The sequence below is a fragment of the Ferdinandcohnia sp. GQ5 genome, assembly GCF_059759275.1.
This window is the reverse complement of the sequence record NZ_JCAXEW010000005.1, coordinates 50,181-64,430: the sequence shown is the minus strand read 5'-3', so window position 1 is coordinate 64,430 and position 14,250 is coordinate 50,181. Positions and strand designations below refer to the sequence as shown.

The 14,250-nt window shown below is 37.4% G+C and carries 12 protein-coding genes and 1 riboswitch; of the genes, 9 read left to right on the top strand and 3 right to left on the bottom strand.

The features are described 5' to 3' along the window. The first annotated feature begins 53 nt into the window (after window positions 1-53). Window positions 54-1,160, top strand: coding sequence for a YkvI family membrane protein (locus tag AC6CHV_RS07800; protein ID WP_498078583.1), 1,107 nt, complete (start codon window positions 54-56; stop codon window positions 1,158-1,160). 8 nt (window positions 1,161-1,168) lie between these two features. After that, on the top strand, window positions 1,169-2,143 hold the full coding sequence (gene speB, locus AC6CHV_RS07795) for an agmatinase (protein ID WP_498078582.1): 975 nt from the start codon (window positions 1,169-1,171) through the stop codon (window positions 2,141-2,143). 519 nt (window positions 2,144-2,662) lie between these two features. Here the strand turns inward: speB and AC6CHV_RS07790 are convergent. From AC6CHV_RS07790 to AC6CHV_RS07780, 3 genes are all read right to left on the bottom strand, one after another. Beyond that, window positions 2,663-3,145 (bottom strand): YkyB family protein, encoded by a 483-nt coding sequence (locus AC6CHV_RS07790; protein ID WP_498078581.1) that lies wholly within the window; start codon window positions 3,143-3,145, stop codon window positions 2,663-2,665. A gap of 657 nt (window positions 3,146-3,802) precedes the next feature. After that, the gene (locus tag AC6CHV_RS07785; RefSeq protein ID WP_498078580.1) at window positions 3,803-4,348 is read right to left on the bottom strand and encodes a PilZ domain-containing protein; all 546 of its coding nucleotides are present in this window, start codon (window positions 4,346-4,348) and stop codon (window positions 3,803-3,805) included. 14 nt (window positions 4,349-4,362) lie between these two features. Continuing rightward, entirely contained in the window at window positions 4,363-5,073 is a 711-nt protein-coding gene (locus AC6CHV_RS07780; RefSeq protein ID WP_498078579.1) for an EAL domain-containing protein, read from the bottom strand. Window positions 5,074-5,164: 91 nt separating this feature from the next. After that, a riboswitch (cyclic di-GMP riboswitch) is annotated at window positions 5,165-5,249 on the bottom strand. Window positions 5,250-5,498: 249 nt separating this feature from the next. Between AC6CHV_RS07780 and AC6CHV_RS07775 the strand changes: the two genes are divergently transcribed. The 7 genes from AC6CHV_RS07775 to AC6CHV_RS07745 all read left to right on the top strand — a co-directional run bounded on the left by AC6CHV_RS07775 (window position 5,499) and on the right by AC6CHV_RS07745 (window position 13,825). After that, window positions 5,499-6,413 (top strand): ArsR family transcriptional regulator, encoded by a 915-nt coding sequence (locus AC6CHV_RS07775; RefSeq protein ID WP_498078578.1) that lies wholly within the window; start codon window positions 5,499-5,501, stop codon window positions 6,411-6,413. Between the two features lie 201 nt (window positions 6,414-6,614). Then, window positions 6,615-7,883, top strand: coding sequence for an extracellular solute-binding protein (locus AC6CHV_RS07770; protein ID WP_498078577.1), 1,269 nt, complete (start codon window positions 6,615-6,617; stop codon window positions 7,881-7,883). Window positions 7,884-7,994: 111 nt separating this feature from the next. Continuing rightward, window positions 7,995-8,897, top strand: a complete 903-nt coding sequence (locus tag AC6CHV_RS07765) for an ABC transporter permease subunit (protein WP_498078576.1) — start codon at window positions 7,995-7,997, stop codon at window positions 8,895-8,897. 1 nt (window position 8,898) lies between these two features. Then, window positions 8,899-9,726 (top strand): ABC transporter permease subunit, encoded by an 828-nt coding sequence (locus tag AC6CHV_RS07760; RefSeq protein WP_498078575.1) that lies wholly within the window; start codon window positions 8,899-8,901, stop codon window positions 9,724-9,726. A 52-nt stretch (window positions 9,727-9,778) separates the two neighbouring features. Beyond that, window positions 9,779-11,572: a sugar-binding domain-containing protein gene (locus tag AC6CHV_RS07755; protein WP_498078574.1), complete on the top strand. Its 1,794-nt coding sequence runs from the start codon at window positions 9,779-9,781 to the stop codon at window positions 11,570-11,572. A 3-nt stretch (window positions 11,573-11,575) separates the two neighbouring features. Continuing rightward, window positions 11,576-12,517: a family 43 glycosylhydrolase gene (locus AC6CHV_RS07750; protein ID WP_498078573.1), complete on the top strand. Its 942-nt coding sequence runs from the start codon at window positions 11,576-11,578 to the stop codon at window positions 12,515-12,517. 339 nt (window positions 12,518-12,856) lie between these two features. Beyond that, complete coding sequence (locus AC6CHV_RS07745; protein WP_498078572.1) at window positions 12,857-13,825, top strand: DNA/RNA non-specific endonuclease; 969 nt, start codon at window positions 12,857-12,859, stop codon at window positions 13,823-13,825. Window positions 13,826-14,250 lie beyond the last annotated feature (425 nt).

Genomic DNA, 14,250 nt, shown 5'->3' with positions numbered 1-14,250 from the left:
TTCCTTATTTATCTAATAAGGTTTAAATACTTAAAATAAGAAACGAGGTTAACATGAATAACTCAATAAAAATTATCGTCTTAGCTGGTGCGTTTGTATCATTTATATTGGGGGCAGGAACTGCAACAGGGCAAGAAATTTTGCAATTTTTCGTATCCTTTGGTTATCTCGGTATTGGTGCAATTATTATTGCAGCTATTTTGCATATGTGGTTCGGTGCATATGCCATGGACGTAGGACTCAGATTAAAGGCTAAGGATTCAAAAGATGTTTTTATCTATTTTTGTGGAAAATATCTAGGATTATTCTTTTATTGGTTTGCACAATTATTTATATTAATCGTTTTTGCCGTAATGATTTCCGGAGCTGGAGCAACTGTTTCAGAATATTTTGGTGTGGGAGTTATTCCGGGCAGAGCTATCATGGCGACTTTAGTTTTAATTACGGCTTTATTACGTTTAGAAACTATTATTAAAATATTGGGAATTGCTGGGCCGATAATTATTATTTTTGCTGTCGTAGTAGGGTTCGGAAATTTTGACCCAACAGGTTATTCACAATCAGGGGAAATCATCAAGAATTTAGACCTAATTAAAGCAACTAATCAATGGTGGCAAGCAGGTTTTATTTATTCTTCGTTTGTTTTACTTGTAGCTCTGCCATTCTTAGCAAATTTGGGGAAGGAGGAAGAAATTAGAAAAAATGTAATCCTTGCTGGTTGCTTAGGCGGCCTAATTATGTTGATAGGTGTCTTTGCAATTTATATAGGTATCCTTTCGAACATTGAACAGCTTCACACAACAGATATTCCTACATTATTTTTAGCTGATCAAATTAGTCCAATATTAGCATTTATCTTTTCAATTATCTTGCTCCTTGCCATCTATACAACGGCAGTTGGCATGTTATGGACTGTTTCAACACAATTCTCAAAAGGGAACAACCCAAAATATAGAATAATAACTATAGCTATAACAATCCTCGGTTTTTTCGGCGGATTATTACCCTTCTCAAAAATTATAAATTTTGTATATCCTATAGTGGGATATATTGGCTTAATATTAATGGTTGGTATGCTATACCGCCAGTTTATTAATAAGGGGAAATTAAAAAACGCAGCTAATAATACAATAAACAATACTGAAAATTATAGTAAATGAGGGATAAAATGAGTAAATATAGTAAAAAAGCAGACTATACTAGGGTTAAATTAGACATGCCTTTTACAGGTATAACATCATTCAGAAAGTATCCAATCTGTACTAATCTAGATGAGTTAGATGCTGATTTTGCAATTATTGGTGTTCCAAATGATATGACAACTGCATGGCGTTCTGGAGCTAGAATGGGACCAAGATCTATTCGTGAACAGTCTTCATTATATGCATTTGGCTCTGGTTATGATCATGAGAAAGATATTGTCTATAATAATGAGGGTTGGAGAATTGTTGACTGCGGTGACGTTTCTATCATTAATGGAGACGTTGAACAAAGCCACGAAAATACTGAAGAGGCAATTAGAAAAATTATATCAAAAGGTGCTATTCCTATTGTTTTAGGCGGAGATCACTCGATCACAAGCCCTGTTGCTTTTGCATTAGATAGTGTAAAAAAAGTGAACGTTGTCCAAATTGATGCACATTTAGACTGGTTAAAAGAGGCTTCTGGCCAACGCTTTACATTAAGTAATCCTATGCGAAGAATGTCTGAAATGGAACACATCAATAAAATGGCCCAACTTGGAATTAGAGGAGTTGGAAGCAGTCAGAAAGAAGATTTTGATGATGCCCGTGCTTATGGAAGTACTATTTTATCACCAAAACAAATAAGAAAAATAGGGATCGAAAAAGCATTAAAAGACATGCCAAACGGTGAAAAATATTATGTAACAATTGATATTGATGGTTTAGATGCTTCAGTTGCCCCTGGAGCAGGTTCACCTTCCCCAGGCGGGTTTTACTATGATGAGGTAAGTGAAATTTTAGAGGCTGTGGCAAAGAAAGGTGAAGTAATAGGCTTTGATTTAGTTGAGGTAAATCCTTTATACGACCCAACTGGTGTAACCTCTCAAATTGCGGCAAGATTAATAGTTGATTTTATTAACTTCATTATTAGAGAAAAACAGATAAATCTAACCAAATAATTTGTACTCACATAAATTAATAGTTTCTAATATTAATTTTGTGCAAAAGACCACAGTTTATGATGATTTTTTTGCGATTACGTCTTTATAAGAGAAAATAAATTTTAAATTAATTGGTAAATCAGTATATATTACTGTAATCCTTGCTAGTAGAACATGCAACTAATAAAGTTGCATGTTCTTTGTGATTATATAATGTTACATAACAGAGGTTATATGAACTTGTGTTTCCAGCGTTAATCCTGAAGAAGGATTAACGCTATAATTTTTTATTACAGTCAAATTTAGCCTAATAATTATATATTAATCGTTAATCGAACGTACTTTCGCATGCGGATTCGTTAGAAGGAGGGGCTAATATGCAAAAAGTCCGTGGGAAAATAAGATGGGTGCTGCATTTATGTTACCTCTCATGACAAGGTTGATTGGATTTTATATAAGGTTGATATACCATCTTAGATGAACATCTATTAGAAGAAATAAACCAAACGATTTGTAGTGCTAGGGTTATAACCATACTTATTGAAACCATTGGGATGTTGCTCGCATTTCATTGGAAATTCTACTTTTGATGACAGGTGCAGTTTTAGTCTGATAAGTTTGAGTAGTATTTGTTTGCTTATGTCTCTTATTATACTCATTTTTAGAATGATTGTTTTTAAGACAAGTGAGGATTATATATCGTGCAACGGTAATATCCATATGTACTTTGGGGTTCTGAAGCCTTTTTCTAAATTTTAATATTTTTAGTTTTTTTAAATCTTCATCAGTTGGGGTCGTGTGAAAGTAAAAAGTTCCGACCTGAACAGAAGTAAGGACTTGACTTTCGCCATTTCGAAGATTGTAATTATCCAAACCTATTTTTCTTGCATGACCTGTTCTAATTAATTTTTTAAGAATTTTTTCTTTCATATGATAAAAATCGTAAAATTCATATTCTGTTTTTGCATATTTGTTGATTACGTTGATTGCTGCTGCGATTTGTTCTATTGAGAATAACATGGACAATGCTCCCCCTTGAGGTATTTAATGAGGTTAAAAATAGAAGTAATCTAAAGATATGGACTCAATGCAGGCTTTATATTTAACAATATACATCAAATAAGATTTAACTTTCTGTTAAGTTTGTCACACTGATTAAGTAATTGTCGGACTAAGTGGTTAGAATCTCCCGCTCCTAGAAACATCCTTCATATTAAGGTTACTCGTAAGAACTTAAAACACAGAAAATGGAAACTTGAACTACAAAATATTAAAAACAATTTCAAGTGATTCCCAAAACATGAAATATAATAAAACAAGTATATTCAATGCAATGATGATGAAAGTTGAAAAGGTTAATCGAACTAGTCTATCAAAGTGAATTAAGGGAATCAAAGGCCATATAAAAACAGGCTGAAATTGATGAACTACAAGAAAAACAAACGGGGCATTTTTTTAAAGATGGAAATTATGATATCAACTACTTATGGAATAACTTGCACATTACTTTAGATGGATTTTTGGGGATATACTTCTCTGCGTCCTATTCTTCAAAGAAGTCTGATAAGGAGTTTGAGCCCTTCATTACAAGCATTAACGAAGCTATTTGAAAAATAAAGCAACAGCGGTACAATCAATATTCTAAAATTGATGTTGTAGAGGGCTCACACTATTAAATTAACTTATTTTATTTCTTTGTGTTTCTTGAAAATTGTGAAGGGTTACATTTAATCTTTTAATGTCACTAATAGATAAATCAAGGAACTGTACTCCATACGAAACTGATTTACCCTTAATATGATCTTCTCTTCTGATAATTTTACCTTTTAAATCGAATTCTTCACCTTGTAATGTAAAGTTTATTTTCATGATAATATTGTATTTAACCGGAAATTCATAAGAGGAATGAAATTTCAATCCACCAATACTAATATCATCAACAATTCCATTAAACGACTTATTTTTTAATGATTCTAAAGAATTGTTCCCAAAATCTAGAAGAGTAAATGTACTCTCTATTCCAGGCAGTTCAAGTCTACAAGAATCTCTCTTTTCGACCAGTTTGAATTTTTCTACTTTCCCTAGTTGACTTTTCAATGAATTATTATTTTTATGTAAGTTCTCAATTTGTTGGGTTTGCTTTAATAGTCTACGCTCAACTTTAATAAATAAGATTAACAATAAAAACAAAATTATAGTGTGTGATAAAACTATGTAACTCAAGCATATCACCTCATTTATACAATTTTAAGGGCTTTAGGTCTTCCTAAAATAAAGCCCTGACCGTATTTTACACCAATGGATTTTGCAATTGCTAAATCCATTTCAGTTTCAAGTCCTTCAAGTACTAAGTTAATATTATGATTATTAGTGTAATAGAGAATTGTTTTAATTAACTCTTGTTTTTTAGGTTCCCTATACAAGTTCTCAGAAAAATATTTATCTAACTTAATAAAATTAGGATCTAATTCAATAATTGATTTTAGATTAGAGTTTCCCTTTCCCACATCATCAATAGCAAATTTAATACCCTCTGTTTTTAGTATGGCAATATTCTCTCTTAAACTTAAATAATCGGTAATTGTTTCCATTTCACTAATTTCAAAGATGACTTGTTGACTAAAGTAGTTATATTCTGTAATAATTTTCTTAATAAAGGGCAGAAAATTTGGGTTTGTAAGGGTAGATGGAAATACATTCAAAAACAAATATCCGTCCTTTTTTGAAAATCCGGCCGAATGGTAGGTAAATGCAGCTTTATGAATAGACCGCGAATCTAGTTCATAGAGCTGTTTTTCTGTTTTCGCAAGTTTAAAAGTTTCTTCGGGATTTACATAATACGAGGTTCTAAGAAGTCCTTCAAACCCAATCCTTGTCCATGTCTGAATATCAATAATGGGCTGGAAAAAGTGTGAGAATAATTCATTTTTAATCATATTTTTAATCATATTTAGTAATCACTCCTTTCATCTTTTTTATTTTCCTAATAAAAAAGATGACTACACCGAAATAAAACGGGAGTCATCTATTCTCCGCTAATTCGGCAACCCGACTACCCTTGCAAAATCGCTTTAGGCTCGTAGCTTTGCGTCCTTACCTTTCGATAAGTTTGCCTTTATCATTATAGCTTTTAATTAAATAATATTTTTATCCTTTTCATTATAGTTTAAAAAAATATCCCTCACAACGTTTTTTGACAAAATACGACAAAAAACTCACTTGTAACCAACTAAACTAGTTACTAATTTAGTATTAATACAAAATATTGTAAAATTAAAATTAGATAATCTTATTTCTTTACAAGAAAAGTTGCAGTTAAATCCCTTTTCATGTATTTTTATTATAATAAAATATGTAATAAAGGAAGATTATTTTGAGAACATTACAATTAACATTACATGAAGCGATTGAAATATGTAAAGCGCTCGCAAATGAACAACGAATGGAGATGATGCGTTCTCTGACTGGCGGCCCTAAAAATGTAAATGAGCTTTCCGATTTGTTACACATTCCGTTTTCATCTACAGCGGTGAATGTTAGAAAGCTGGAGGAGGCAGGATTAATCACGACTGAGATCGTTCCCGGTCGCGGGAGCCGGAAGGTAAGTTCAAAGCGCTATGACCGTATTATTATTGATCTTGAGGAGAAGGAACCACCAAAGGATGATATTTTAACCTTTGAGCTTGAGATTGGCGAATATGTGCAATGCGATATTGAACCAACCTGTGGCCTGCTCAGCGATAAGGGAATCATCCATATCCTTGATGATCCCCGTTCCTTTTACGAGCCGGAACGGAAAAATGCCCAACTTATATGGTTTCGTTCCGGGTATATTGAGTATCACTTCCCAAATAGGATTCCTTACGGAGCATGGGTCGAAGAGCTGAATTTCTCGGTTGAATTATGTTCGGAGGCTCCTTATCATAATCTAGACTGGCCTTCTGATATCACCTGTTGGATTAACGGAAAGGAAATCGGATGCTGGACAAGCCCTGGAGACTTTGGGGGCGAGAGGGGATTCTTAACTCCGGGGTGGTGGGAAACCCACAACACTCAGTATGGTGTGTTGAAATATTGGAAAATAAACCACGAAGGCAGTTATATAGATGGGGTAAAAATCTCCACCGTGACGATTGATGACCTGAAACTGCAAGAGAAGCCGTACATTTCGCTGCAAATTGGTGTTAAAAAAGATGCCAAAAATTTAGGTGGACTGAATTTGTTTGGCTCCAAGTTTGGAAACTATGAACAAGGATTAATCATGAAAATTCAATATGTTGCGGACTGATTTGCAATAGGAAGAGACTGAAAGGATATTATTCCAATCAGGCTTTTTTTATTTCATAAATTATTATTACAAAAATACTTGATTTATAACAATAAAACATGTAATAATATTTTCAGAAAGTTGAAAGCGTTTTATGTGAAGGTGTTTGCATAGTATAAAGCCTTTCTAAAACGATAGTCTATTTCCAAGGAGGAAATCAGAATGAAATCTTTTAAATGGTTAGTTTTATTAATCGTTAGTGTCCTTATTTTAGGAGCTTGCTCAGGCGGCAATGAATCTGCGTCTAAGTCAAAAGATGGAAAGATTCAAATTACTTTCATCAACGGTTTCACCGGTGGTGACGGAACCTACATGAAAAAGATTACGGATGGATTCAATGCTTCTCAGGACAAGTATGAAATTGTCGAGAGTCAAGAAAAAGATCATTATACGAAATACAAATCCGGTAACTATGACCTTGTTGTTATTCATGGGAATAATCTGGAAACATACCGTCTAGATGGCATGATTCAGGATGTTGGCACTCTATACGAAAAAGCAGGGCTAAAAGAGGCTGACTTCCATAAAGCTGGAATCGATCTTGCAAAATTGGACGGAAAGCTTTACGGATTCCCGATTGATATTCACCCATTAACCATGTTCTACAATAAAGAGTTTGTAAAAGAAGCTCCAAAAACGTATGAAGATATTCTAACTCTAAATACAGAATTACAAGCAGAGAATAAAGATTTATTTGCAATGGGTGTACCTTCAGCAGGGCTTGTAGAGTTTTATATGCTGATGATTGCAGCCCAGAATGATGTAGAACTGAAGGATGGCGATGCCTTGAACTTTGCCCAGCCTGAATTTGCCGATGCGCTAATGACCTTCCATGATATGGTCTGGAAAGACAAAGTATCTCCAGCTGGTTTAGGCCTGGATGGAGAATTTAAAACCTTCATGAAAGAAGCGGAATCAGGAAAAGCTGTGCAAACAGCTGTTGCGCTAACAGGTCCTTGGTTCTATGGAGCGGCAAAAGAAAAATACGGTGATAACCTTGGAATTGCGCCAATTCCGCAGATTGGTAATCAGCCTGCTGCTTATGGTAATGCTCACATGCTCGCTGTTTCGACAAGTGTGAAAGACGATAAGGTTAAAGAAGGAATTGCTGAGTTTGTTAAATTTATGTTCAATCCAGAAAACCTGATTAACTGGGCTGATGGAGGACAGGCTCCTGTACATTTGAAGACAATCGAAAAAGTGACAGCCGAGAAAGACAAGTATCAAATTGCATACCAAAACTCTCTGCAGTTTGATACGTATATTGCTCCGCCACAAGTGTATCAGTATGGCGAACAAATCCGCTATATGAATGAAAAAGTCTTCAGCAAGCTTGTAACAAATGAAAAGATTACAAAAGAACAATTAATGAAAGAACTAGAGTCTGCAACAAAGAAAGCGGAGCAAATTGCTCAAACTCAACCGAAATAATCATGATAAAAGGCAGAGTGGCGCGGGAATCCCTGCGCCATTCTCGATAAAAACACTTGAAATCAGCAAAAGGTGAGCATTAGTTCTCCTACTTATTGGAGGGTGTATTAAATGCACAATGGAACTTCAACAAAAACTTGGGCAATCTTGATGGTTTCCCCGTTTGTACTTTGCTTTATATTATTCTGGCTCGCTCCAATGCTATTAGGGGTATGGGTCAGTCTCCACAATTGGAACCTTTCATCGGGTAATAATGGTTTTATCGGCCTGAAAAACTATATTGATATTTTAACTCCCGGCTCGCTTTATAATGAAGCATTTATGCTGGCCTTGAAAAATACTCTTGTATTCGTCGTGATCAGTGTGCCTCCGCTCGTAATCATCGCTTTAGGACTTGCACTCATTCTCGATCAACTGCCAGCGAAGCTAAAATCGGTTTTCCGGACCATTTATTTCGTTTCTTATTCCATTTCTGTTACTGCTGTATCTGCAATCTTCTTATGGCTTTTTAGTGACAATGGAGGATTTATTAACAATCTTTTTGTCAGCTCTGGATTATTGGAACAGCCGATAAACTGGCTTAATGAACAGCCATATGCATGGATATCTATCCTCATTGCGACCATCTGGTGGACAATTGGATTTAATATGATGTTGTTCATCAACGCCCTTGACGAGGTTGATCCAAGTCTTTATGAAGCGGCTGACTTAGATGGAGCTAATGGCTTCAAGAGATTTATTTATATTACATTGCCTCAGATTAAAAATGTCGCTTACTTTATCATTATTATTACAGTCATTGCGTCATTCAACTTGTACGGGCAATCAAAACTCATCACGGCTGGGGGGCCTGAGCAGACTACTACAACGTTGACGATGAGCATCCAGAATACTGTTTTTGGTATGAATCAGCTTGGTGTAGGTTCGTCGATGGCTATTATGATGGGGATCATCATGCTGCTCGTGACCGCTGCCCAATACTTTATGTCTTACCGTAAAAAGGAAGTGAATTAACATGAAACGTAAGCAAAAAAACATCCTCATTGTCACTTTGGCTATCCTGATCGCCATTTTGTTTCTTTTACCGTTAGTCTGGATGGTGTTCACTTCCTTTAAAACACTAGGTGAATCTATGTCCAGCTCTGCCATTCTGCCAAAAGTTTGGACGCTGCAAAACTATATGAATATTTTCTCGCCGACAAGCGATGCCCCTATCCTTCTTTGGATTTTGAACACAGCTGTCATCACGATGATAGGGACGGTTCTTGTTGTCGCCATAGATATCCTAGCGGCCTACTCATTGGCTCGCCTACACGTGCCTGGTAAAAAAATTATCATTGGGATTATTATTATGGCATTGACAATACCAGGCATCGTGACTCTTTTCCCAGCATTCTATATTTTTAAGAGTTTTAATTTGCTAGATACATTTATTCCTCTGATTCTGCCGTATACAGCAAGTACAATGGGAGTCTTCCTGATTTATAACTTCTTACTAAGCTTTCCAAAGGATCTTGAAGAAGCAGCCTATCTAGACGGTGCATCTCAAATGCAAATCCTGCGCCATGTCATATTCCCGGCAATCAAGCCTGTCGCCGTGACACTAGGCGTTATCACATTTATGGGGATTTATAACGATTACCTTTGGCCGTCACTCGTTGTTAACTCCAACGAAATGAAAACCCTGACACTTGGAATTGCGACGCTGATTCAAGGATCCAATTTCGTCAATCCGGCGGGAATGATGGCTGCAACCGTTGTGGCTACTATTCCAGCAATTGTTGTCTTCCTGGCGGCAAACAAATATTTTGTAAAAAGTGTAACGAACTCTGGAATAAAATAAAGATTTGATATTTCACAACGTATAATGACTACAAAAGGAGATTTTGTTTAAAATGCGCCAAGAATACCCGAGACCACAGTTGAAACGTAATAATTGGATAAATCTGAATGGAACCTGGCAATTTGCCTTTGATGATCAAAATATAGGAGTAAAAAATGCCTGGCAAACAAATGCAGCTGCTTTTACAAGAGAAATCAATGTCCCATTTGCTTATCAGACAAAATTGAGTGGCATTGAAGACCCCGGCTTTCATGACTATGTTTGGTACCGCCGCGAGTTTACAGTACCGGCCAAGTGGCAAGACCAACAGGTCTTTCTTCACTTTGGAGCTGTAGATTACCGGGCGTGGGTTTATGTCAATGAACAGTTCGTCGGATTCCATGAAGGAGGGAATGTTCCCTTTTCATTCAATGTCACCCATCACTTAAACTGGGGAACAGAGAGTGTTGTTGTCAGAGTAGAAGATCCATCAACAGATGAAACCATTCCAAGAGGAAAGCAATACTGGATTGAAAAGTCTGATTCCATCTGGTATACACGGACAACTGGGATTTGGCAGACAGTCTGGTTGGAAGCATTAAACCCTGTCCATTTTTCAAAAGTAAAATTTACACCTGATGTTGATCTTGGCGATATTCATCTTGAATTAGAGGTAGAAGGGGACTTTGCTGGCAAACAGGTGATAGTTGAAATCTTCTTCAATGGGGAGCCGATTGCCAAGGATGTCATCCATCTGTTTGAAAATTATACACAGCGCTCAATCAATCTATTTCAGAATAAAATCTTTCGGACCCCTTTTCACCACGATGGCTGGTGTTGGACGCCTGAGAATCCGAATTTGTTCGACGTTAAGTTGTCCATAAAAGAAAACGGCTCTATTCTTGATGAAATTGAAGCATATTTCGGCATGAGGAAGGTCCATACAGAAGACGGAATGGTATACTTAAACAATAAACCATACTATCAAAAGCTTGTACTTGACCAAGGCTATTGGCCAGAAGGCTTGCTGACAGCTCCAAGCGATGAAGCGTTTAAGCTTGATATTGAACTTGCCAAGGAAATGGGCTTTAATGGCTGCAGGAAGCACCAAAAAGTAGAAGACCCAAGATTCCTGTATTGGGCAGACAAGCTTGGCTTCATGGTCTGGGGGGAATGCGCAGCCTCGCCTTCTTTTAACGAAAAAGCTGTCGCCCGTTTGACTAGGGAATGGATTGAGATTATTGAACGGGATTACAACCATCCTTCCATCGTGGCTTGGGTGCCACTTAATGAAAGCTGGGGTATCCCGAATGTACGGGCTGAAAAGATACAACAAAATCATTCGCTGGCCATGTACCATCTTGTTAAATCTCTTGATTCCACGCGCCTAGTGATTTCAAATGATGGCTGGGAACTGACTCGATCTGATATTTGTGCAATACACAATTACAACCATGGCAATGTTAATGAAAAAGCGAAATATGAATACTATAAGCAGTCTATTTCGACGAAGGAGCAGCTTCTGCAGTCACAGCCGGCTAAACGGAAGATTTACGCTAATGGCTTTGAGTATGAAGGAGAGCCAATTATCTTGACAGAGTTTGGTGGAATTGGTTTTAGAGTTGGTGAAGATGCGGGCTGGGGTTATACTTCTGTGACCGGTGCAGATGAATTTGCGGCTGATTATAAGCGGGTTATGGAAGCAGTCTATGCTTCAAAAGCACTACATGGGTTCTGCTACACTCAACTAACTGATGTTGAACAGGAAATTAACGGATTGCTCACATATGACCGCGAGCCGAAATGTGAGCTGAAAGAAATTCGGAAAATTAATGACATGTGGCATTCTGTAATTGTGGGGGGCTAAACAATGAAAAAAGGTTTCCGTACTGTAAAAAAGATGAATCGGAAAGACATTCATATGAGGGATCCGTTTGTTTTCCCACATCCTGAGGAAAATAAGTATTATTTATTTGGGACCACGTTCGCAGATGGCTGCGGTGACAAAGACCCAGTTTTTGAAGTGTATGTCGGCGAAGACTTAGAGACATGGGAAGGTCCATATATTGCATTCGACCCGCCAAGGAGCTTTTGGGGGGTGCGCCACTACTGGGCTCCTGAGGTTTTTTCAATCGATGGCCGATTTTATATGTTTGCGACGTTTAAAGGCGGTATTGGTGAACACCGTGGGACAGGAATCCTGGTTGCCGACCATCCGGCGGGGCCGTATGTTCCACACAGTGATGGAGCTGTGACGCCCGCTAGTTGGGAATGCCTTGACGGAACCTACTATGAAGACAAGCTTGGGCAGCGATGGATCGTATTTTGCCATGAATGGACCCAAGAGTATGAGGGGAAAATCAAAGCAATCAGGCTTACTCATGATTTGAAGCAATCTTATGGGAAGACAATTGAAATTTTAAATGCAGCTGAAATGAGATGGATTCGGCTGTTCGGTGATCCGAGGATTGAAAAGAAGGGATTCCTGACTGATGCTCCGTTTATGTACGAAGCAAAAAATGGCGAACTACTTATGCTTTGGTCGAGTTACTCTGTTCCAAACTATGGGGACCAGGGCTTTGGAGGATACACCGTAGCCATTGCCCGTTCCAAGTCAGGAAGTATAGAAGGTCCATGGCTTCATGAAGATGAGCTGTTATTGGACCGAAATGCAGGGCATTCAAGCTTGTTCACTGGACTGGACGGGAAAACTTATCTCTCTACCCATTATCCCGATACCCCGCATGGAAACGAGCGTCCTCTATTTATAATAGTAGAGGAACTGGTTGACAGGTTAAGAATTATAGAATAGTGTATAGAAAGGCAACTTACCCTTATGGTGAGTTGCCTTTCTTACATTCTTACCAATTTAAATAAACCTTTTTTAAACAGCATTTCTACCTTTTGCTGTATACCATATATAGAGTAAAGTCCGAACTGCTATATATCTAGATAGGGCACTTCTCCGTAGTAATCAAACCCACTAGTCGTATCTAAAAATAAGTCATTCAATTCCACCATAAGCAATCACCTAGCTGAATTTCTGAATTATTAAAACGAAAATGATGTTGATGAAATCCTACAAAAATAATGAGATAATTATAGACAAAGAATATAATGAACAATATGAAACTGTTATAGGAGAGTCCTAATGAAAAAAAAAATGAACTATTTAATCATACTTTTAACTGCTATCTTAATAGTTGGTTGTACTAACGTAGAAGATGCTTCTGTTACAGAAAAAGAAACAGATTCACAAGATGTAACCATAGTTAAATCAAATTCAAATAATAGCGAAAAAGTAGAGACGCTCAATACGGTTGTAGATGAACCAGTATTGGAAGAAACGCCAACTGAACAAAATAATGACAATGACCTGTTCTCGGGATACAAACTTATAGAAGTTGATGGTGGGGATTTGTTTGGATATCGTAAACAGAATGTAGTCGTTGACATTGGTTATGGGGACCGAGAGTATTGGGCCTTCACGAATGAACATGGGCAACTAGTCCGTGTCATTGCTGACGAAGTTGTTCTACAAGACGAACGAACTGAACCTGTAACATCGTCAGGCAGATACTACTCTGATGAAGCAAAAGTTCCTGGTGTCGAAAGAGCGGATTTAGATGAAGGACATATCATTGCTGATTCTCTCGGAGGGGTATCGAATGCTTATAATATTACCCCTCAAGATAGTACGCTCAACCGACATGGTGATCAAGCATATATGGAAGATGCAATCCGTAAGGCTGGTGGAGCTACCAATTTTGAAGCAATTATCACTTATCCGAATACGGAAACACAGATTCCTTCAAGTTATCAGTATACCTATACCATAAAGGGTAACAAGATAGTTGATAAATATGATAATGTGAACCCTGATAAAGTAAACGCATCATTAGGTCTAACAAGTAGCAATTCTTCTGAAAAAACTAGTTCAAGCACAAAATCAACTAGTCCAAATACAAATGTAGATATTTCTAGTGTTGATACAAACGGTAATGGAAAGGTGACGATTAAAGAAGCAAAAGATGCGGGTTTCAACATGCCAATTACATCGGACCACTGGCTTTATCAATATATGGATGATCGTGATGGTGACGGAATGGTGGGTGAGTAAAACGCTAACCATGTTCCGATAAAAAAACTATGTCCCACCCTTTTATAGATACACCATATGATAAGATATCTAAACAGAAGTAAAGTAGTAAACTAAACGTGTGCGTTATCCAAGAAGGATTAACGCACCTTTTGTGTGCCAGGCATGTTCATTAACTTGGCGGTGAGAGTCCGCTATGGGCGTTGGGATATGCGAACCATTAGCCAAAGGCAAGGGTGTCCGTGGCGACGCGGAATCTGAAGGAAGCCCAAGGCAAATCCTCGGTCTGAGGTACACGAATCACATTTGAGGTTTACGTTTCAGGACGAGTTTGCAAAACAAAACAAAGTCCAAAATATCCCCAGATGAACCGTAAATAAATGTGGCAGATATATGAGGAGAAAGTGAATGAACTTACCCTGGGAGGTCTCTTGGTATCCTGGAAA